Raw genomic sequence first — 21,461 nt, 5'->3', positions numbered from 1 at the left:
CGCTAAGGTTCATACATAGCCTTGGCGTCTTATCGGCGATGAGGAACAATGGGGAATGGAAATCCACGGGATCGGCGTAGCCGTTGCTGCATATTTTGTCCTTTGCGGCGTGGACTCTGCATTGTTACATTTCCGGCGCAAAAGCTGGCATCACATTCGGGGCAGCGTTTTATCCACGCGCTATATCGTCTGCGGCGAAAACGCGTATCCAACGGCAGTCGTCTCTTATTTCATCAAAGACCGCGGTACCTTCGAGAAGCCCGTCCAGCTGAGAGGAATCGATTTCGGTGGCATCGAGCCAGGGAGCTTTGTGAGGCTGCTTGTACATCCGTCGGACCCGGAACGCTGCCTTGTGAATACTGATGCCATGTCTTTTTGAAAAAGGTGCAAGATTTTGGTCCCGTGTTCCTACTTTTCTCGTTTGCTGTTTTGGGCTCATGCGCCGAGCTGTCTTGAAGCGGAAGCTATCGTTTCCGGTTTCGAGGATGTGGCAGTGGTGGGTTAGCCGGTCGAGCAGCGCAGTGGTCATCTTTGCAGCGCCGAAGACGCCGGCCCATCGCTGAGGCTGAGATCGGTGGTGATGATGACGCTTGTGCGCTCGTAGAGTTTGCTCAGCAGGGATGTCAATCGGCGTCCAAAATTCACCCCTTATCGGCATTCAATTTTGCCCCCCCGGTGGTGCAGATCAGCGCTTGGCCTGCCCGGCGCTGGCCGGGGTTGCAGAGGGTAGGCCAAGCGCGGGTGATGGGGTTCTTCGACTTCAGCTTTGAGAGCGGTTCTTGAAGCGCCAGGACTCGTTGCCGGTCTCGACAATCTCGCAGTGATGGGTCAGACGGTCGAGGAGCGCGGTCGTCATCTTGGCGTCACCGAACACCGTCGGCCATTCTCCAAAGGCCAGGTTCGTAGTGACGATGATCGACGTGCGCTCATAGAGCCTGCTGATCAGATGGAACAGGAGCTGACCGCCTGCCTGGGCAAATGGCAAATAGCCGAGTTCGTCGAGGATGATGAAGTCGAGACGGTTGAGATAGTCGGCCGTCCGCCCTTGCTTGCCGCTGCGCGTTTCCGTCTCTAGCCGATTGACCAGATCGACGACGTTGAAGAAGCGCCCGCGTGTTCCATTGCGGATCAGCGCGCGGGCAATCGCGATGGCAAGGTGGCTCTTTCCCGTTCCCGTGCCGCCGACGAGAACGACATTGCGCTGATCGGCGACGAAGGTACCGGTAGGCAGCTCCCGCACCAGGGGTTCATTGACGGGCGTATCGGCGAAGTCGAAGTCATCGATGTCCTTTGCGAGCGGCAGCTTGGCGATGCTGAGCTGGTAGCGGATCGAGCGGGCCTGCTTCTCGGCGATCTCCGACTGCAACAGATCGCCAACGATGCGCGGCGGTTCGTGCTGCCGTTTGATGCCTATAGAGCTTCAGCGTGCTCATCAGTTCGAGAACCTGTGTGCGTTCCATCAGCTTGCCCTTCTGAGGCTGTCATAGCGTGCGCAGTCGGCGACCGGTTCATGGGTAAGCCGCAACGCATCCGGGGTTTGCAGGGTTGCGGCCGGAGCCGGATCACGGCTGCGGGCGAGAATGTTGATGATCACCGAGGCCGAGCAGACGCCGTGATCCAAAGCCTCCTGGCAGGCAGCATCGACAGCCACCAGACCGTCGGTGGGAACACAGCCGAGGATAGTGACCATTTGCCGATCACCATCATGGACGCTCTTCAGCCGCCGGCGCACTTTCTCCATCGCTGCGGGTAGGACCCATTCTCGAATGGCGCACCATTGCGCAAAGCACCGGGTTTGCGAGCCAGAACAGGGACATAATGCCAGGGATCGTAGATCGTCTCGCCACGGCCAAAGCAACGAGGATGTTCACCGACTGTCACGCCGTCCTGCCTGATGACGATCTTCTCGGCATAGGCGTGAACCTCTACAGGGCGGCCGACCGCAGTCCGAGAGGACGGAGTATTTGTTGTTGTCGAAGCGGACCGTGCACGTCTTTGACACCGAGGCGGGAACGCAATGGAAACCGTCGAACGGTCCGACATAATGCACCAGGCTGCCGCGCTCCTCCTCGAACATCTGCCAGATCATCCGCTCGGCCTGCTCGGGATGGCGGTGTGCCTTGGCGTAGGCAATGCACTTATCGAGCAGCCAGACGTTCAGCTCTTCCAGGCTTTTGACCCGTAGGCGTGGGGTGAAGAAGCGTTCTCGCACCAGACCAACCTGGTTCTCGACCTGTCCCTTCTCCCATCCCGATGCAGGCGTGCAGGCCACCGGCTGGACGAGATAGTGGCTGCACATCTGCAGGAAACGTCGATTGTATTGCCGCTCCTTGCCGACGAACACGGCCTCGACGGCCGTCTTCATGTTATCGTAGATGCCGCGCGTGCAGGTGCCACGGAAGAAGGCGAAGGCCTTGTCATGGGCATCGAACACCATCTCCTGGCTCTCGCGCATATAGGCTCGGGCGAACATCATCCGGCTGTGGCAGAGCCGGACGTGCGCGACCTTCACGGTCGTCGTCACCCCGTTGACCAGAATGATCTCGTGGCTCCAGTCGAACTGGTAGGCTTCGCCTGGCGCGTAATAGAGGGGCACATAGGCTTCCGCGGTCACGGCTCCCCGGTTCTTCGCCCAGGTCTTGGCATATCGCCGGATCGCGTCATAACTGCCATCGTAGCCGAGTGCCCGAACCTCCTCGTAAATCCGGATCAGCGTTAGCCGTTCACGCGACGACTTGCCCTCATTGGCAACCAGAAACCGCTCGATCTCGGCCTTCCAGGCTCCGATCTTGGGCAGCGGTTGTCGCTCGCGTTCATAGGCAAAATCGGTCTCGTCGGAACGCAGTATCTTGCGAACCGTGTTGCGCGACACGTGGAGTTCCCGGACGATCTTCTTCACCGACCAGCCCTGCACATGGAAGGCCCGTCGAACACGCGCAATCGTATCCACTCGCTTCAACTCCCACTCCATCCGCCGCTAAAAGCCGGATGGTCAGATGAAATCTGAGCGGGGTCAAAATTGGACGCCAATTACCCCGCCAAGAGGGTCAACTTTGCACGCCGAAACACACCCGCCCACGGGAGGTCGTCCTTAGACCGCCTTTCGTGCCATTATTGTGAACTCCGCTGAGAGGCTATCTCCGAAACGCCTGATCGTAACCTGTCGGACGCGTTGCATCGAGGCGCAGGTGTCCATGCTGCCACACTGTCGGGCTGCGCTATCTCTAGCTCTCTGCCTTTAGGGCATGCTTGACGCGGAGGATGGTAATCACAACAGATCCTACAACCACCGGAACAGCGACGAGCATGATCACCGGATCGAAATGAATTCCTGCGTGGTCTGCTGTCTCATATATAAATTTCAGCAAGCTCAGCAAGTAGTAGCTAATCGCGATCATCGAAAAGCCTTCGACCGCGCGCTGGATCTTGACCTGCGTCGCGGCCCGATCAGCCATCGCCTGGATCTGTGTAGCGTTCTGGAACTCAATCTCGACCTGGATTCGGGTTTGTAGCAGATCGAGCAGGTGCATCGCAGCCCTTGAAAGGTGCTCAAGCCTCAACGCGGTTGCTTCGCAGGTACGCACCGCAGGCTTGAACCGGCGCTCCACGAAGGTACCGAAACGTTGAAAGCCGGGGACATGGGTTTCGCGTAAAAGGGCGATCCTCTCTTCAACGATTTTGGCGTAGGCAGCGGTTGCGCCAAACCTGTTTCTGGTCTCCGCGGTGGCTGAAATGATATGCGACGAGAGAAGAGTAATTTCCTCGAGCAATTGCTTGTGCTGATGTGCAGGCGTACTCAAGTTTCGATTGGTCAGCCGAACGAGTTCCGCGTCATATCCGCCCAGAAGCGGGGCAAGACGACGCGCCTCCGGCAATCCGAGCAGCGCCATTGACCTATAGGTTTCGATTTCAAAGATCCGCCGTACCATGCGCCCAAGCCGATGTGCATTCAGGTCCTTGTTGAACAGGATGATTCTGCTTGAATTGTCCCCTCGAACGCGAAAATCGGAGCAAATCTGTGCCCCCCCGCCGCCGATTGATGACGCGGCGGTATCGCCGAAGTCGAGCGATTTTAGAACCGTTCCCAGCTGATCAGGAGGGTTTCCGAGGACAAGGATACTCACGTGGCAAACGAGCAGAGGAGAGCTCAACCCTGCTAGCCGCGCAAAATCACCTTCACAAAGGTCAGTTTCCGGCCAACCCTCGGGCTCGCTGGCCAATTTTCGGACCCGCGTGACCGTCACGAACTCAGTGTGCCGTTCAACTCTGACTGAAATCCTACCGTCGGCTTCGAGACTATCGTGGAACTCCTTGATCACGCCATCCAACGGCATGAAAGCAACGTGCTCGACGATCGCCGGACCGGTAAAATAAATCGACGGGCGAGCGTGAAGCTCCAAGTTGAAGTCTGCCATCTTCTGTTCGAAAGCAGCCGCACTAGAGACCTGTGATGCGCAAGCAGACACCGTCGGGGAGAATGCTTCTTCTGCGCCCTTTGAAATCATGTCTGTTTCCCCCATTTCCGAAAGCATACCAATCGGTAAGCCTATATGAAGCCAATACAGTCAACTTGAAAAGCCCCGCCTGGGTGCAAAGAATTTGGCGACCTCGTCGAGGTCCGAGCTGTTGCGGTCGACTTGTGCGGCAAGCCAGGGGTGTTGCTTTCCTGTTGACAGGACTCAACACTCGGTCGGCTAACGCCGAGCGTGCCGCCACGCCCACCTCCGAGCTTGAACGGACATGCGGGCGGTAAGGCCGATACCATCTGCGTCAGGTCCGACGACGCGTTTCCTCGTTAACACGCGTCTTAAGCAACCATTCAGACGACATGAATTGTCATCTTCTAGTCTTTGCGGGCATCTTCCTCTGGCAGCTCGGAATGGCCGCAACGTTTTGACGCGAGGTGAAACTATGGTGACCGAACGAGAAAACCAGTTCTACCTTGGCGGGGAATGGCAGGAATTTGCGGATGCAACCCATCTGCCGGTCGTGGATCCCGCCTCGGAACGGGTTGTTGGACATCTTGCTGCGGGCGATGCTCATCACGTCGACATCGCGGTTAGAGCGGCGCGCAAAGCCTTCCCCGCCTTCTCTCAATCGCCTGTGTCCGAAAGGTCCGCTCTGCTCGGCAGGATGCATTCGCTCCTGAAGGAACGAGCGGAAAGCTTCGCGGAAGCCCTCGTTATGGAAATGGGGGCGGCGATCAGCTTCGCGAGGGCTTCCCAGGTTCCTTTCGCTGCGGAGCACATCCGCGTCCAGATGGAAACTCTTGAGAAATACCGGTTTGTGACGATTGATAGGCACACCGCGACCGCCAAGGAGGCGATTGGGGTTTGCGCCCTGATCACGCCATGGAACTGGCCGCTCTACCAGATCACCGCCAAGGTCGCCCCCGCAATCGCGGCAGGCTGCACCATCGTACTAAAGCCCAGTGAGCTGTCACCCTATAGCGCTCTGCTCTTTGCCCAGTTGATGCACGACGCCGGCACTCCGCCAGGCGTATTCAATCTGGTCAACGGCACTGGCGAGAGCGTTGGCTCAGCGCTCGCTAGCCATCCGGACGTTGACATGGTTTCGATCACTGGATCGACCCGCGCGGGTGTACTCGTGGCGCAGGCGGCCGCACCGACGGTGAAGCGGGTGGTCCAGGAACTCGGCGGCAAGTCCCCGAACATTTTGCTTGACGATGCCGATTTCAGCGAGGCGGTCGCGAAGGGCGTCCTCGCCGGCATGCGTAACGTCGGCCAGTCGTGCAGCGCCCCAACGCGCATGCTGGTACCCGCACATCGGCTGGCCGAAGTGGAGGAACTGGCAAGCACCACCGCGCGTGCCATCAGCGTCGGCGCTCCGCTTGAGCCGGCGACGAACATGGGACCAATTGCCAATCGTGCCCAATTCGAGCGGGTACAGATCATGATCCAGGCCGGTATCGATGACGGCGCCAAGCTCCTGTGCGGTGGATTGGGTAGGCCGGCCGGTCTCGAAACCGGCTTCTTCACACAGCCGACGATCTTTTCCGAGGTGACGTCCGACATGCGCATAGCTCGTGAGGAGATCTTCGGCCCCGTGCTTTCGATCATGCCCTACACGGACGAGGAAGAGGCAATCGCGATTGCCAACGACACCGTCTATGGACTGGGCGCCCATGTCCAGTCTTCGGATCCGGAGCGGGCACGGCGGATCGCCGCGCGCCTTCGTGCCGGCCAGGTTCATATCAACTATCCAGCTTGGGACGGAGCGGCCGCGTTCGGTGGGTACAAGCGCTCGGGTAACGGCCGCGAATACGGCGTATACGGCCTCGAAGAATATCTCGAGACGAAGTCCATCCTCGGTTATTGACGAGGTGACGCGGCGCGGTCGGCTCGCCAGGGCAGTGGCTTCAACGATTGACGAAGCATCGTTAGGAAAGCGTCAGTCCGCGCGCTTCGCCCCTGCCGCGATCCAAGGATGGCGACGATATCGGCCGGCGGGAGTTTCCAGTTGGGAAGTATCTGCCGCAGTCGTCCCTCGGCGAGATCTTCTGCAACGCTCCATTCGGAACGCATCATGATACCCTGACCAGCCAGCGCCCAGTCCCTTATGACTGCACCATCGTTGCTCGACATGACCGGATTAATACGCACTGTCGCACTTTCCTGCCGCAGTCCCTTGAAGCGCCAGAGCGTTACGTCTTCCTCGTTCTCTCGAACAGCAAGACAGCGATGTGGAGCAAGATCGGCGGGTGCAGAAATGGGCGGAGCCGAGGCCAGGTATTTCGGACTTGCGCAGAGAATTCGATCGTTCGGCGCTAATGTCGTCACGATTTGGTCTAGATGCGCGGATGCCCCTATGTGAACAACGACCTCATAGCTTTCAACGATTAGAGCCGAGGGATGGTCGGACAACTGCAGGGTAGCCGTCGCTCCGCCATGCTCTCTAGCGAACGCTTCCACGACCGGGGCCACGTAAAGCCTTCCGAATCCGTGTGGTGCTGCGACCCTGAGGTGTCCGCGAACTGCACCCCTGCGATCAGCTAATGCCTCGGCAAGCGAATCTATGGCGTCGCTGACGATAACGCTGTGAGAAGCGACCAATGAGCCCTCTTCAGTGAGGCGCAGCCGGCGTCCGGACCGGTCGATCAACCGTACGCCGGCTTTCTCTTCGAGCGCGCGCAGGCGCTGGGTGACCGCGGGAGGCGTCACATTCAGCTTTCTCGCGCTTTCCGCGAGAGATTTCGAGGCAGTAAGGACCGAAAAGAAGGCGAGATCATCCGAGGTGAGCATTAATTCATGCCTTAATGGAACCTTCACTGCTCATTAATTGCCATCTTTAGGGTTTGGCGACAAGGTGAATTTCGAATTGGAGATCGGATTTATGAAGTGTCGTTCGACTCCGACCGCCCGTTTGGCCGCGGCGACCAGTCTTGGGGAGCGGGAAAATGCCCTCCAGAGCTAAACCGCCGCTGGGGGCGTAGTCATGATGGAGAGCCCGCGATGAATGCTAAGGATATACTCGAAAAGCTGGTCGGCTTTCCATCCGTCGTCGGGACTCCGAACGGCGACATCGTGGCATGGGTCAAGGGCTATCTCGAAAGTCATGGCGCCACCGTGACTGTCTTGCCAGGACCGGAGGGAGATCGAGCAAATCTTTTTGCCACCATCGGCCCGAAAGACAAGCCCGGCTACATTCTTTCCGGGCATATGGATGTGGTTCCCGCGTCCGAACCCACCTGGACGTCGGATCCCTTCCGCCTGCGGGCAGAGGGCGATCGGCTCTTCGGCAGGGGGGCGTGCGACATGAAGGGCTTTCTTGCCACCGCCCTTGCGGGACTTCCCGCAATGGCGCGGATGCCATTGAGCCGTCCGATCCACTTCGCCTTTTCCTATGATGAGGAAGCCGGCTGCCGCGGCGTGCCGCACATGCTACGGCAGATCGGGAACCTATGCGCCCCGCCCTTGGGCGCAATTATCGGCGAGCCGAGCAGTATGGTGGCGATCCGAGGTCACAAGGGAAAGGCGGCCGCCCGCGTCGAGATCCATGGCACGACCGGCCATTCGTCGCGCCCCGACAGGGGCCTCAACGCCATTCATGCGATGACTGCGGTGATGACCGCGGCTATGAAGACTATCGAGACTCTGCAGAGCGGTCCTTACGACCAGACCTTCGAACCCCCGTATTCCACCTTGCAAATCGGCACGATCGTGGGCGGCCGCAGCGTCAACATCATCCCTGATCTCTGCGCTCTGGAATTGGAAGCCCGCGCCGTGCCTGGCGTGTCGCCAACGGTTCTGCTGGAACCTATCAAGGCAGTTGCCGAGGCGTTGGAGAAAGATGGTTTCCGCATAACATGGGAGACCAGCAGCACCTACCCCGCACTCTCGCTTGATGCCGACGCGCCGCTCGCCCGGCTGATCGAGGGGGTGACCTGCACGCCGGCCTTGGCTGCCGTCAGCTACGGCACGGAAGCCGGGCTCTATCAGGCCGCTGGCATCGACGCGATCATCTGCGGGCCGGGGGACATCGCCCGCGCCCATCGCGCCGACGAATTCATCCGCCTCGACGAACTTATTGCCTGCGAGGAAATGATCTTGCGGTTTGCAGAAACCCTGCGAGACTGAGAGGGAACTATGGTTTTCTGGTTCAATTCGGATCGAGAAAGAGGCCGCGTCTTCGCGGATGCTTTTGCGCGCGATCTGCCCGATCTTCCTTTCGTCATGGATATCTCGGAACGCAATCCAGACGACATACGCTACATCCTGACCTGGACGGCGCCGCCCGATCTTCATCGCTTCAAGAACCTGGAAGTCGTCTTCTCGATCGGCGCCGGTGTTGACCAATTCAAGCCGCAAACTCTACCCCCGAACGTCATGCTCGTCCGCATGGTCGAGGACGGCATCGTCCGGATGATGCAAGAATATGTAACGCTCGCGGTGCTCGCTCTTCACCGAAAGCTGAAGGCCTATATTGGCCAACAGGCCGACGCCACCTGGCTCCCCCTTCCCACGTGCCAAGCCGCCCAGCAGCGGATCGGTATCCTTGGCCTCGGCCTGCTCGCCCAGGCCGTCGTCGAGCGACTGAAACCCTTCGGCTTTCCGCTTGCCGCCTGGAGCCGCTCGGAGCGACAGGTGGAGGATGTTGACTGCTTTCACGGTCCGGACGGCCTCACCCCGTTTCTGGCGCGTACAGACATCCTGATCTGTCTCCTGCCGCTGACGCAAGAGACACAAGGACTGCTCGACGCCGCGCTCTTAGAGACGCTTCCAGCCGGCGCGGCGCTCATCCACGTGGGGCGCGGTGCCCAACTCGATCACGACGCGCTCATTGCGGCCCTCGACGCGGGGCATCTGTCGGGCGCGGTCATCGACGTCACGGAACCTGAGCCCTTGCCTCCCGAGCATGGTTTCTGGCGACATCCAAAGATTATTCTAACGCCGCACATCGCAAGCGTTACTCAACCAGAAACGGCGGCCCGCGCCGTCATCGACAACATCAAGCGCCATCGCGACGGCCTCGACCTGATCGGGCTCGTCGATCGCGACCGCGGTTATTGAGCTGCAACCAGGAGAGCAAGGAGAAAACATGTCCCTCCTAAAGACCATCGTACCGAACAGCACAGAAGCTCCGCGTGAATCCAAGCCCGGGCCGGAGCGTCTTATTTCCGGCGATCCGTCGTTCAAGTCCTGGGCCCAGGACGTAGCGAGAGGTGAAATGATCCACACCGGCGTCTGGGAAGCAACTCCGGGACTGACGCATTCCGTCAAGGGCGAGACCTTCGAGTTTTGCCACATCCTTCAGGGAGTCGTGGAAATCACGCCGGTTGGCGGAGAACCGGTTACCTACAAAGCGGGTGACAGTTTCGTGATGAAGCCCGGTTTCGTCGGCACATGGCGTACCGTGGAAACCGTCCGTAAGATCTACGTGACGGTCATGTAACTGCTGGGCGTCCGTGGGAGACAACGAGCAATCGCCTGCGCCGCAGCGGAAGAGAGTATTTTCCGCCGCGCGTTTTGCCAGGCAATCGCTCGCAGCAATGCGGGAGTTCTCGCGGCTCGTGGGAGTTCGTTCGAGCGCCAAATCATCGGCCATCACAAGGGAGCGAAAATGGCTGTTTTTACCGAGCTTTCTGACGGTGATCGCCAATCGATCACAGCAGCCTATGGTTTTACATCGCTCTCGTCCGTGATCGGCATCGCCGATGGCGACACTGATACGACCTACCTGTTTCGCGCCCAGGAAGGCGAGTTCATCGTGACGCTTTTCGAAAACGGAGTCCAGCCTCTTGATCTGGAAAGAGCCTTCGAGACCATGGAGGCGCTCTTTCAAAATGGCGTGCCGTGCCCTAGGCCGCTGCGCACGCTCCAAGGCCATGCCACGTGTCGGGCTGCCGACCGATTGGTTGCTACCGTCAGCTTTGTCCAAGGCTCCTCGTCCACCCTTGCAGGCCCGGCGAAGTGCCGAAGCCTGGGCCGCACGATGGCTCAAATCCATTCTGTTCTTGAACGGAAGACAAAGGGTCTGGCGCCAGCCCTTCCAACCGGGACCGTTCACGGCGCGTTGGCCCAGGCGAATGTCTTTTTCGTTGGAAATGACGTGAGCGGGATCATTAACTTCAGGCTTCGCCACGACGATGCGTTCGTATCGGAGATTGCAGATGTGCTGGTCGGCTGGGTGGCGGAATCCGGCGGAGAACTGAACGAGGATCGGGCACGTGCGCTGCTTCAGGGTTATGAAGGGGTTCGACAACTGACCGCCCCCGAAAAGGAAGCCTTACCAGGCTTCATCATGGCGTCCACAGCTAGACGGTTTGCCAGCCAGAAGGAAAGAAGCTTCCTACCGGAAATGGCCGTGTTAGCTTATCGTTCGGCAATTTCGGACATTCTAGGTAATTGATCGGCTCCGACTCCATGAAAAATCTTCTTGATCGGATCGACGAACAGATAGTAGCCGCATTGAAGGCCAACGCTCGAACCTCGCATGCCGAGTTGTCGGCGAAGGTAAATCTTTCGCGCAACGCCGTGCGGGTGCGGATAGAGCGACTTGAGCGAGAAGGCTTCATCAAGGGATATACGATCGTCACCGGCGATGGAGCAACTAGCCAAAACGTGACGACCGCGCTCGTCTTCGTCTATCGCCATGATCGCATGAAGGGCGGGGATGTTATTCAGGCGCTTCGGAAAATCCCGGAGGTGGTCGCTTGCGATGTGATGACCGGCGATTTCGATCTCCTTGTCAGGGTAGAGTCTTCCAAGGCAGACCGCATAACGCAAATTTGGCACCTAATAGCCGAGATGCCCGGTGTGCGCGACACACTGACTTCTTTTGCACTCTCTTCCGTAATTCGAAAATAGAACTGGGGAGTATCGGTCGATGCACGCGTATGCCGCCCACGCGGCCATATGAAGTCTCGATCGCCATTTCGACGACGCGCTTGTATTTTTCATGGCTAAGCGTTGGGCTTTTTCCCGAGGTTCCGCAGAGCAAACCCTGACCGCGATTTGCCTGATGAGGCTGCCAAACGCAGCCTCTCGACTTTACGATCGGGGAAGGGGCAAGCATGGTGATAGATCATTGGAACATATCAATATCCGGAGGCAACGATGGTCTTGGACTGGCTGGCCGGTCAGCGCTGCAACCGGGTGATGCAGATGACCTTCGGTTGGGTCATGTCTTCGTAAGCGAAGCGCACGCCTTCGCGCCCCATGCTGCCGTATTTGAAACCTCCAAAGGGCATCGCGTCGAATCGGTAGTCGGATGACTGATTGATCATTATACCCCCGGCATCGATCCTCTTGGCGGCATCGAGATCGTTGGTAAAGATGCCCGCATGCAGGCTATATTCCGGGTTGTTTGCAAGTAGTATTGCTTCATCCAATTCGTCGAACGGCTGCAGGATGACAACCGGTGCGAAGACTTCCTCATTCAACACGTCGCACGTCGCCGGCACATTCTCGAGGATGGTCGGAGGATAGAGTGTACCGGAGGGCTTGTGGCCGCAAAGCAGCGCGGCGCCGGCTGCGATCGCCCGCTCGACCATGGAAGCGGCGCGGTCGACCGCCTTTTCGGTGATCATCGGACCCATGTCAGTGTCAGCTTCCATCGGGTCGCCGGTTCTCAGCTCGAGGGTCTGAGTCACGAACGCGGTCTTGAACCGCTCATAGATCGGGCGCTGGACTAGAATCCTCTGCGTACCGATACAGTTCTGACCCGCCGCCCAGAAAGCGCCTGACACACAATCTTCAACAGCGGCGTCAACATCGCTGTTTTCCATCACGATAACGGGTGCATTTCCACCGAGATCCATCGCGAGTTTCTTGATACCGGCGGATTTTGCGATGGCCTCGCCGGTTGCAAAGCCGCCCGTGAAGGAGATCATTCGAACCTCTTTAGCCGAAGCCAGCGCCTTGCCAAGTCCGCCCCGCCGACAGCGACCGTGATGACTTCTTCCGGCAGACCGCTTTCAATCAACACGTCCGCCAGCTTGATGGCCGACAGAGGGGTAAGCTCGGAAGGCTTCAAGAGTATCGCATTGCCGCCGGCGATGGCGGGGCCGAGCTTGTGGGCCACGAGATTAAGCGGATCGTTATAAGGCGTGATCGCCGTGATGATGCCCAGTGGCTCTCGGGTATACCAGCCTTGACGGGATTCCGATCCGGCATAGGCGTCAAACGGAATGACTTCGCCGGCGTTTCGCTTGGCCTCTTCCGCCGAGAGCTTCAAAGTGTTGACACAGCGTGTCACCTCCTTGCGCGCCTGCGTGATTGTCTTCCCGGCCTCCCGCACTATCAGGAGCGCAAATTCCTCCTTGCGGGCTTCAACGGTCGCTGCAGCCTTATCGAGAATTGCGGAGCGCTGGTGGCGGGGAAGCAATCGGGCGATCCTCGCGCCGCGATTGGCGCGCTCGAGCAGCAGGTTCACCGCGTCCGAACCAGTCTTCGAGACCACACCGACCAAGCTGCCATCGAAGGGATTGCTGACGATGATCTCGGCTGGAGACGTCTTTTTGCACAGGGCGAAGCTTGCCATCACGCAGCCTCCTTCCCAAGGATGTCAGAACGGGCATTATGGATGGCGACAATGTCGGACAGCAGCGCATAGGCGGTCTCGGTCCGGCCGGCGCCGGGACCCGTGACAGTGACAGAGCCCAGCAGTTCGGTGTTCAGCGAGACTGCGTTGGTAGCGCCGTTGACCCCCGCGAGCGGATGCTCGAGCGGCAGCTGCTTGGGAGCAACGCTGCCGGTTATCGTTCCGTCGGCATTGCGAAGGGCCGATCCGATCAACTTCCAACGGCTGTTGGCCTTTGCCGCTGCATCGATGTCGGAAGGAGAAAGCTTGGAAATGCCTTCACAGGAGACTTCCTCCGGCTTGAGGTTTGCTCCCAGCAGCTCGTTCGCGAGGATCACCACCTTGAGGCGGACGTCGAAACCTTCGACGTCGGCGGTCGGATCGGCTTCGGCAAAGCCGAGTGCCTGCGCTTCTGCGACGGCGCTGGCAAAGTCGAGACCATTCTCCATGCGGCCGAGGACGAAGTTTGATGTGCCATTCAGGATTCCTTCGAACCCTTTTATCTCTGCGCCTGAAAGGGTCTTCTCTGCCATACGTAAGACGGGGGTTCCGCTCATGACGGAGCCCTCATATTCGAAATGAACGCCGTTGGCCTTGGCAAGGGCCTTTAGTTGCTGAGCCGCGATTGCGACAGGCCCCTTGTTGGTGGTGACGACGTGCTTGCCGGATTCGAGAGCCCAGCGGCAGTGCGAAACAGCCGGCTCACCGTCCGTAGGGTTTGTAAATGTCGCTTCTACGACGATGTCGGCAGGCGCTGTCTTGATGATCATCTCATTGTCGGCTTCCGCGCTTCCTCCAGAAAGCCCGCCCAAACCGCCCTTTGCGAAATTCGCTTCAATGAGTGTCTTGGCGTCGAGGCCGTTCGGCGAAATTACGGAACCGAGATAAAGGTCGCTGACAGCAACGATGTTCAGGCGGAAACCGAGATCCCGTTCCCACCGCGTGTTCTTCATCGTGATGAGTTCGGCCAACGCGCGGTTGACGCCACCAAATCCGATTAGAGCAATGTTGTAGATTTTCACGTGGTACCCTCCGGTTAAGCGATGTGTGCGCATATCATCAGATGCGGATCGCTCAGTCGGAACGGTACAAACAGACCAATCTGCCGTGCATTTTGCTCATTCAGCTGCCGTCTTGCCGTGTGCCGCCCCATCCGCGCGAGAACTCGAACGGATAAAATGGTCCAGCCGAGGAAAGCCGATTTTGCTTCAGGGGCAATCCGTCAAAATGGCAGCTGTGTTTCAGCCAGAGAGACGCCTCTGGGCCGGATCTCTAGGAGAACTGATCAAAGTCGATCGGAACTGAAAAGCCCGTCTTGACCCGATCCATGACAACCATTGTCTTGAAACCTTTGATATCGGGATTTTCATAGAAGAACTTGCGGGTAAAGACCTCATAGTCCTCCATGCTTTGAGCAGTGACAATCAGGACGAAGTCTGCGTCTCCGGTTACATAATAGCCGTTCATGACTTCCGGCATCTGCCGTATCGATTGCTTGAAGCGGTCAACAATGTCTGCTCTTTCGCGCTCGAGCGTCACCAGCACAAGCATCGCGATGGGCCGCCCGATGAATTTGGGTTTCACAATCGACACTTCGGCCTCAATCACACCCGCCTCACGCAGCCGCTTGAGGCGGCGCTGCACCGCAGTGGCCGATAGACCAACCATCGCGCCTAGTTCTTCGCTGCTGTGCTTGTTGTGATTTTGCACGATGCTGAGCAGGCGAGCATCAAGGCGGTCAAGCTGCATGGGTAAATCCGCATAATTTCGTCGTTTGGCCGTCTCACAAAGCAGGATTTCTTCGTGAGATCAATATTTATCGGGAAATGCGGCGTGCGAATGGCCTTACGCTTCATTTTGCAAGGGAGTGAGGCGACAAAAATGTTCAAGCGGAGGACGACAGTGCGACATACTCGGGGCGGCGATCTCGCTCATCGGTCGCAGCTTGGCTCCACGCGCGAATAGGCGTCGCGATACTTGGCCAGCGGGACGCAGCGTTTTTCACCGATGTGTTTCGGTTGGGGTCGGACACGCTCCGGATTCGCCCGCAAAGGCCGGCAGGCCAATATGAAATACGGTGCGTTTGTTTTGACGGCCGCATGAGGAAATAACGATGACCAATATCGCTGAATTAGCAGACATGGACCGTAGGACAGTTCTGCACCCGTTCACCTACCTCAAGGATTACGCGGCGGGCGAGACTGAACCTACCATCATCGAGACTGGAAAAGGCGTTCGTATCCGGGACGCGTCCGGCCGGGAATACCTCGACGGGTTTGCAGGCCTCTATTGCGTCAATGTCGGCTACGGCCGCACCGAAGTCGCCGAGGCGATCGCCCGTCAGGCCTACAAGCTTGCCTATTATCATTCCTACGCCGCGCACACGACGGAGGAGCTCGCACGTCTTTCCGACCGACTGGTGCGAATGGCGCCCGGCAACATGTCGAAGGTCTTCTACGGGCTGTCAGGTTCGGATGCGAATGAGACGCAGGCAAAGATCGTGTGGTATTACAACAATCTTCGCGGAAAACCGCAGAAGAAGAAGATCATCTCGCGCGAGCGTGGCTATCATGGGTGTTCAGTGGTTTCCGGCTCCATGACGGGCCTGAGCTTCTATCACGATCACATGGATCTGCCGGTTTCGGGAATTCTGCGCACCGGCGTCCCACATTTCTATCGTGGTGCGATGCCTGGGGAGACCGAAGAAACCTTTTCACAGCGCCGCGCCGAAGAGCTGGAAGCGCTTATTCTCGCCGAGGGGCCGGACACTATCGGCGCCTTCATAGCGGAGCCGGTCCTTGGGACGGGGGGCATTATACCGCCGCCGGCGGGATACTGGATGAAAGTCCAGGCGGTGCTGAAGAAATACGACGTGTTGCTGATTGCCGACGAGGTCGTCTGCGGGTTTGGCCGCACTGGCGCCATGTTCGGGTCGGACCTTTATGGCATCGAGCCCGATCTAGTCACCGTCGCCAAGGGCTTGACGTCTGCCTATGTGCCGCTGTCGGCCGCGATCATTTCGCAGAAAGTCTATGAGGTCATGGAGGAAGCGACGCCTCGGGTGGGATCCTTCTCACACGGCTACACCTATTCCGGCCATCCGATCGGCGCAGCGGCCGCAAACGCAGTCCTTGATATCGTTGAGCGGGAGAACCTGGCGGGCCAGTCCGCGACCAAAGGCGCTTATCTTTTGCAGCGGTTGAGGGCAGAATTCGAGCAGAATCCGATCGTCGGGGAAGTCCGTGGTGTCGGCATGCTGGCGGCCATCGAGTTCGTCTCCGACCGTGGCGCCAAGTCTTCGTTCGATCCGGGTCTCAAAGTGGGAGCGCGCATTTCCCAAGCGGCCCGCAATCGCAACCTGATTGCCCGGGCGATGCCACACGGGGACATCTTGGGCTTTGCTCCGCCGTTGGTCATGACGGAAGCCGAAATCGATGAAATGGTCGCGATCGCGAAAGCCGCCGTCGACGAGGTGATGAAGGAATTGGACGCTCAAGGCGCAGTGGCGCGATAGTGGATGATCAATTGGCTGGAAAGTTATCACGCATGAGCGAGGTCCTGGAGGTCCACAAACTCACCAAGACGTTCGGATCCACGAAGGTGCTGGATGGGATCAGCTTCCGCATGTGTGAAGGTGAGGTAATTTCTCTAATCGGATCATCTGGGTGTGGAAAAAGCACCGCCCTTCGCTGCATCAACTTCCTAGAGACGCCGACATCCGGGCAGATCGAGTTCATGGGCCAGGCGATCTCTGTCAATTGCAAAAAGGGTGGTGAGAGCGAGATCGTCAACGCTTCCTATATCAGAGGGTTTCGCCAGCGGATCGGCATGGTGTTTCAGAACTTCAACCTCTGGCCCCACCGCACCGTCCTCGGCAACGTGACCGAGGCCCTGATTTACGTGCTGAGCATGAGCAAAAAGGAGGCCGAAGAGGTTGCGTCGTCCGCTTTGTCGAAGGTTGGCATGGCGAATTTCCGCGAGCGCTACCCACATCAATTATCTGGTGGGCAGCAGCAACGGGTCGCCTTCGCACGTGTGCTGGCGATGCGACCGAAATTGATGTTGTGCGATGAGCCAACGTCCGCACTCGACCCGGAACTCGTCGGGGAAGTGCTGAAGGTTATTAGAACACTGGCCGAAGAGGGTGCCACGATCCTCCTCGTCACACACGAAATGCGGTTCGCACGAGACGTATCGAACCGGATGATATTCCTGCAAGAGGGCCGCCTTGAGCAGGACGACACGCCGACAGAACTACTTCGAAATCCCGCGACAGAAGGGGTCAAGCGTTTCCTGTCAGGCGTCATGCCGGCCTGCGCCTAGAGGCATCAGGCCACAACAACAACGATAAAAGGGTAACAGACATGATCATCAGCAAAATCATCAAGTCAGCGCTTGCTACCAGCCTGCTCGTCTCCGCTCTGGCCACGGCCGCTTCGGCTAAGGACGGGGTCCTGCGCATCGGCACGGAGGGCGATGCGCCGAAGTTCAGCATGGCTGATCCGAACGGTAATGTCACCGGCTTTGACGCAGACATCGCCAATGGCATCTGCGCCGAGCTCAAGTTAAAGTGTGAGTTTGTTGTGCAGACGTTCAGTTCGCTTGTCCCGTCCATGGATACCGATCGGTTCGACGTCATTATATCCGGCCTCGGGATCACCGCCGAGCGCCAGAAAAAGATCGACTACTCCATCCCCTATGCAACAACTCCTCTCTATTTCGTCGTTGCGAAGGATTCTCCGCTCGCCGGTCTCAAGAGCCTGGCGGAAATTGAAAAGGCTATTGAAGGCAAAAGAGTGGGCGTCGTCACCGGCACGACCTACGCCAAATTCATTGAAAAGCGGATGCCAAGCGTTGACCTGAAGACATACGACGCTGTCACTCAGCAAACCGCCGACCTTGCAAGCGGCCGTATCGACGTCGCTTTCGGAGATTCGCCGACCTGGATGGATTTTTTCCCACGCCCGATGGCGCAAACTTCACGAAGATCGACGTGAAGATCATGGCCATGGATGATCCGGACGTTCTTGGACACGGGATGGGCGTTGGGATGCGCAAGGGCAACACTGAACTAAAGGCGAAGGTCGACGCCGCGCTTTGCACGATGATTAACAATGGCAAAGTGAAAGAAGCCTCGATGCATTGGTTCCAGGACGACTATACCATTCCCTGCAAGAAGTGATCTTTGACGATGAGACCTGTCTTGGCTTGGTCCAAGGCAGGTCATTGGGATGGTGTCCATGCTAGCTGATTTCTGGATATTGATGGTGGAGCGAGGCTGGGCGCTTGCTCTGCTGCGGGGAAGTGCCATCACGATCGCGATCGGTCTTCTCGGAATGTCTTTGGGTTTCGTTATTGCCACCCCATTGGCTGTATTGCGTTGGCAGAAAGTCGCCGTGGTTTCGCAATTGGTCGATGCGTATAGCATCGTCGTTCGTGGTGTTCCGGGGCTGCTGGTGATCTACCTGCTGTTTTTCGGCTCCGTCGACTGGGTCAAAACCGCCACGACCGCTTTCGGCTATCAGGACTCGGTCGACAATGCCTACCCGTATATCATCGGCGTGATCGCCATAGCCGCAATCTCGTGCGCCTATTCCATCGAGGTGATCCGCGGTGCACTTCAGGCGGTGCCGCATGGACTGATTGAAGCCGCGCGGTCGCTTGCCTTGCCAGGCACGGTCACGTTCTTCCGTATCACGTTTCCACTGGCTCTACGACTGGCGCTCGGAGGGATCAACAACGTCTGGCAGATGACGATCAAGGACACGTCCCTGATCTCGGTTGTCGGGCTGCAGGAACTGATGAGAACGGCAGCGATCGCGGCTGGGATCACGCGCTCTCCTCTCCTCTTTTATTGCATCGCCGCGGCGTTGTTCTTCGGTATGACAGCGGTCAGCCAAAGCCTGTTCTCCCGGGCGGAACGTGCGCTGAATCGCGGCTTCGGAGGGTGATGACATGGATCCCGAGATTGTCAAATATGCCGTGCCCTTTTTGCTTTTCGGCGCCAAGACGACATTGCTGATCGCCCTGTTCGGAATTGGCTTCGGATTCCCATTTGGTATCGCTGTCGGTCTTGGCCGCGGCTCGAAGAACAGGATCTTACGCAACAGCTGCGACGCCTACTGCGCGATCTTCCGCGGGACGCCGATGTTGGTTCAGATATTCGTCATTTACTACGGACTGGCGCAGGTAAGCTTCATCCGTCAAAACCCGGTGCTGTGGTGGATGATTGGTGATGGATTGCACGCGGCGATCCTCGCCGTCGTGCTGAATACCGGCGCCTACACCGGTGAAATTTTCCGCACGGGTTTCCTCTCTCTTCCCAAGGGGCTTATCGAGGCGGCCGAAGCCTGCGGCATGTCCCCCTGGCATGTCTTCGCACGAGTGAAATTTCCGTTGGCATTGCGCCAGGCTTTGCCTGCCTACAGCAGCGAGGCGGCCATTATCGTCAAGGAATCGAGCCTCGCATCGACAATCACTGTCCTGGAAGTCACTGGATATGCCAAGAGATTGATGAGCGAGACCTTCGCGATCATGGACATCTTCATCATCACCGCTGCCCTCTATCTCGCCATGAACGTCGTTGCTCTCACCGCTTTGAAACTTCTCGAACGACGCTTGTCGCTCGTCCGATAATCACCTCCAAAAAGGAAATAGCATGTCCAATCTCACGATCAGAACAATCTTCCTGAACCGCGCAAGGGTCAGCCAGCGCCTGACAGACTTGTCGAGGGCAACCCGCAGTTCCTGAGCTGGGACATCGCACAGACAACTGATGGTGTTGTTCGCTCCGGCGTATGGGAAGCAACACCCGGCGCATACCGCTCGATCAAGGGCGAAACCTTCGAATTTTGCGTCATTCTTTCGGGTGTTTCCGACCTGATCGAGGACGGCTGCGTGCCGCGACGCATCGTGGCCGGCGACGCTTTCGCCATGCATCCGGGTTTCGTTGGAACCTGGCGGGTCATCGAAACGACGCGCAAGCTCTGGGTCTCCCGAGATTAAGTCATCACCACGTCAAGTCATCTTTCCGGAACCTACCTGCTCATGACCCAAGCTCAACGACATCCAATCAAGTCAACGCCCTACTGGTGGGAGGACTGCCGCTTGCCGTCCCTGCCAGCTCGAGACGTGGAAAAGACATGTGATGTGGCGATCGTTGGCGGCGGGTATACTGGTTTGTCGGCTGCACTCGAACTTGCCCGTGCCGGCAAGCATGTCCAGCTGTTCGACCGCCAGGCTCTTGGCCAGGCGGCATCCAGCCGAAATGGAGGCATGGCCAGCGGAAGTATCCGCCCGGGGCGCAAGGATCTCATCAAGCGGTTCGGGCAGGAGAGGGCACAAGCCATTCTCCTCGAAGGCAAGGCGGCGCGAGAGGATCTTTGGCGCTTCCTGAGAGAGGAAAATATAGAATGCGATTTCTCCCTGTCTGGGGTCTTCAGCGGCGCCATGACGACTGACGAGGCCGAAGAACTCCGTCGTCAGGCAGACTTCCTGCAACAGAACCTCGGTGTCGAGGCATATCCGGTGGAAAGGGCCGACGTCCGGAAGTTCATCGGGACAGACCTTTATATCGGAGGGTTTGTACGTAAGGATGTTGGTGGTCTGCAGCCGGCAAAACTGCTTGCGGCCATGATCGCCCTGATAAGCTCATCGAACGCGGTCATTCATGAAAATACCGCAGTCCTTGGCTCGGTCAACGAGGCTGGTGGCGTGCGAGTTCAAACCGAGCGTGGCGATGTTTTCGCCAATAAGCTTCTTGTCTGCACCGACGGCTACACCGACGGTTTCGACCCGTGGCTGCGTCGACGCCTTGTTCCTGTCCGCAGCAGGATCATTGCAACTGAAGCGCTGGATAAGGAGATGATGGATCTGCTGATGCCACCGCGCATGATGTATGGCGACATGCGCAAGCTCAGCTACTATTATCGGCCGTCGCACGATGGTTCCCGAATCTTGTTTGGCGGACGCGATGGCACGACCGAGGGAGATCCGGCGGCTCCGACCAGGCATCTGCAAACCGAACTTGCAAGGCTTTTCCCGGAACTCGCGGGGATAAACATTACGCATAGCTGGTTCGGCTATGTGGCCATGAACCGCGACATGATCCCTCGCATGTTCTCGCGAGGGAATACGGTCTATGCGACCGGCTATTGCGGCTCTGGTGTCGTATGGGCCAGATGGCTAGGCAAGAAGGCTGCGTTCAAGATCCTGGGCGACGCGGAACAGTCGCGCTCCGCATTCGATTTCGACTCAGCTCCTAGGGCCGTGCCATTCTTTAAGGGCAAACCCTGGTTCATTCCTATTGTTTACTCGCTGTATGAGCGTCACGACAGAAAGACGCTGCGCCGTCGCCAGAAAAGCTGAGGTGCAGAGCGTAGCACAGTGGGTCACGGATAGTGAGGCCGAGCTTCAAGTGA

At 58.2% G+C, this 21,461-nt stretch carries 16 protein-coding genes and 6 pseudogenes; 14 read left to right on the top strand and 8 right to left on the bottom strand.

Annotated elements, in window-relative coordinates:
- The first annotated feature begins 55 nt into the window (after positions 1–55).
- Positions 56–379 carry a hypothetical protein gene (locus GR197_RS28705; protein ID WP_164015698.1) on the top strand — a complete coding sequence of 108 codons (324 nt, stop codon included), beginning with the start codon at positions 56–58 and terminating at the stop codon, positions 377–379.
- Between the two features lie 36 nt (positions 380–415).
- Here the strand turns inward: GR197_RS28705 and GR197_RS28700 are convergent.
- From GR197_RS28700 to GR197_RS28685, 4 genes and pseudogenes are all read right to left on the bottom strand, one after another.
- Positions 416–636, bottom strand: a pseudogene (locus GR197_RS28700) (ATP-binding protein); the annotation flags it as partial.
- 124 nt (positions 637–760) lie between these two features.
- Positions 761–1,460 (bottom strand): annotated as a pseudogene (gene istB, locus GR197_RS28695) (IS21-like element helper ATPase IstB).
- Between the two features lie 5 nt (positions 1,461–1,465).
- A pseudogene (gene istA / locus GR197_RS28690) lies at positions 1,466–2,959 on the bottom strand (IS21 family transposase); the annotation flags it as partial.
- Positions 2,960–3,224: 265 nt separating this feature from the next.
- On the bottom strand, positions 3,225–4,505 hold the full coding sequence (locus tag GR197_RS28685) for a DUF3422 domain-containing protein (protein WP_164015774.1): 1,281 nt from the start codon (positions 4,503–4,505) through the stop codon (positions 3,225–3,227).
- 406 nt (positions 4,506–4,911) lie between these two features.
- On the opposite strand from GR197_RS28685, the gene GR197_RS28680 reads away from it, so the two are divergent.
- Positions 4,912–6,339, top strand: coding sequence for an aldehyde dehydrogenase family protein (locus GR197_RS28680; RefSeq protein WP_164015772.1), 1,428 nt, complete (start codon positions 4,912–4,914; stop codon positions 6,337–6,339).
- On the opposite strand, the gene GR197_RS28675 is transcribed toward GR197_RS28680, so the two are convergent.
- Positions 6,333–7,262, bottom strand: a complete 930-nt coding sequence (locus GR197_RS28675) for a LysR family transcriptional regulator (RefSeq protein ID WP_164015770.1) — start codon at positions 7,260–7,262, stop codon at positions 6,333–6,335. The genes GR197_RS28680 and GR197_RS28675 overlap by 7 nt on opposite strands.
- 210 nt (positions 7,263–7,472) lie before the next feature.
- Between GR197_RS28675 and argE the strand changes: the two genes are divergently transcribed.
- The 5 genes from argE (at position 7,473) to GR197_RS28650 (ending at position 11,327) form a co-directional block, all read left to right on the top strand.
- On the top strand, positions 7,473–8,597 hold the full coding sequence (gene argE, locus GR197_RS28670; RefSeq protein ID WP_164015769.1) for an acetylornithine deacetylase: 1,125 nt from the start codon (positions 7,473–7,475) through the stop codon (positions 8,595–8,597).
- 9 nt (positions 8,598–8,606) lie between these two features.
- Complete coding sequence (locus GR197_RS28665) at positions 8,607–9,530, top strand: 2-hydroxyacid dehydrogenase (protein WP_164015766.1); 924 nt, start codon at positions 8,607–8,609, stop codon at positions 9,528–9,530.
- A gap of 28 nt (positions 9,531–9,558) precedes the next feature.
- Entirely contained in the window at positions 9,559–9,912 is a 354-nt protein-coding gene (locus GR197_RS28660; RefSeq protein ID WP_018068409.1) for a cupin domain-containing protein, read from the top strand.
- A gap of 168 nt (positions 9,913–10,080) precedes the next feature.
- Entirely contained in the window at positions 10,081–10,869 is a 789-nt protein-coding gene (locus GR197_RS28655; protein ID WP_164015763.1) for a phosphotransferase, read from the top strand.
- A gap of 14 nt (positions 10,870–10,883) precedes the next feature.
- Positions 10,884–11,327: an Lrp/AsnC family transcriptional regulator gene (locus tag GR197_RS28650; RefSeq protein WP_164015760.1), complete on the top strand. Its 444-nt coding sequence runs from the start codon at positions 10,884–10,886 to the stop codon at positions 11,325–11,327.
- Positions 11,328–11,599: 272 nt separating this feature from the next.
- Here GR197_RS28650 and GR197_RS28645 read toward each other — a convergent pair.
- From GR197_RS28645 to GR197_RS28635, 3 genes and pseudogenes are all read right to left on the bottom strand, one after another.
- A pseudogene (locus GR197_RS28645) lies at positions 11,600–13,002 on the bottom strand (aldehyde dehydrogenase family protein).
- Positions 13,002–14,063, bottom strand: coding sequence for a homoserine dehydrogenase (locus GR197_RS28640; RefSeq protein WP_164015757.1), 1,062 nt, complete (start codon positions 14,061–14,063; stop codon positions 13,002–13,004). The pseudogene GR197_RS28645 and the gene GR197_RS28640 overlap by 1 nt, the downstream one beginning before the upstream one ends.
- A gap of 250 nt (positions 14,064–14,313) precedes the next feature.
- Positions 14,314–14,790, bottom strand: coding sequence for an Lrp/AsnC family transcriptional regulator (locus tag GR197_RS28635; protein ID WP_164015754.1), 477 nt, complete (start codon positions 14,788–14,790; stop codon positions 14,314–14,316).
- A gap of 364 nt (positions 14,791–15,154) precedes the next feature.
- Here GR197_RS28635 and GR197_RS28630 point away from each other — a divergent pair, with 364 nt between their 5' ends.
- From GR197_RS28630 to GR197_RS28600, 7 genes and pseudogenes are all read left to right on the top strand, one after another.
- Positions 15,155–16,555: an aspartate aminotransferase family protein gene (locus tag GR197_RS28630; protein ID WP_164015752.1), complete on the top strand. Its 1,401-nt coding sequence runs from the start codon at positions 15,155–15,157 to the stop codon at positions 16,553–16,555.
- A 32-nt stretch (positions 16,556–16,587) separates the two neighbouring features.
- On the top strand, positions 16,588–17,364 hold the full coding sequence (locus GR197_RS28625; RefSeq protein WP_164015749.1) for an amino acid ABC transporter ATP-binding protein: 777 nt from the start codon (positions 16,588–16,590) through the stop codon (positions 17,362–17,364).
- A 41-nt stretch (positions 17,365–17,405) separates the two neighbouring features.
- A pseudogene (locus GR197_RS28620) lies at positions 17,406–18,223 on the top strand (transporter substrate-binding domain-containing protein).
- Between the two features lie 58 nt (positions 18,224–18,281).
- A complete protein-coding gene (locus GR197_RS28615) occupies positions 18,282–18,992 on the top strand; it encodes an ABC transporter permease subunit (protein ID WP_164015745.1) in 711 nt (236 codons plus the stop codon).
- 4 nt (positions 18,993–18,996) lie between these two features.
- Positions 18,997–19,677 carry an ABC transporter permease gene (locus tag GR197_RS28610; RefSeq protein WP_164015742.1) on the top strand — a complete coding sequence of 227 codons (681 nt, stop codon included), beginning with the start codon at positions 18,997–18,999 and terminating at the stop codon, positions 19,675–19,677.
- A gap of 36 nt (positions 19,678–19,713) precedes the next feature.
- Positions 19,714–20,046, top strand: a pseudogene (locus GR197_RS28605) (cupin domain-containing protein); the annotation flags it as partial.
- A 144-nt stretch (positions 20,047–20,190) separates the two neighbouring features.
- On the top strand, positions 20,191–21,408 hold the full coding sequence (locus tag GR197_RS28600; RefSeq protein ID WP_164015739.1) for an FAD-dependent oxidoreductase: 1,218 nt from the start codon (positions 20,191–20,193) through the stop codon (positions 21,406–21,408).
- Positions 21,409–21,461: the final 53 nt, after the last annotated feature.

The sequence above is a fragment of the Rhizobium phaseoli genome (genome assembly GCF_010668805.1).
Classification (GTDB): domain Bacteria; phylum Pseudomonadota; class Alphaproteobacteria; order Rhizobiales; family Rhizobiaceae; genus Rhizobium; species Rhizobium phaseoli_A.
This window is presented reverse-complemented; position numbering and strand designations above follow the sequence as displayed.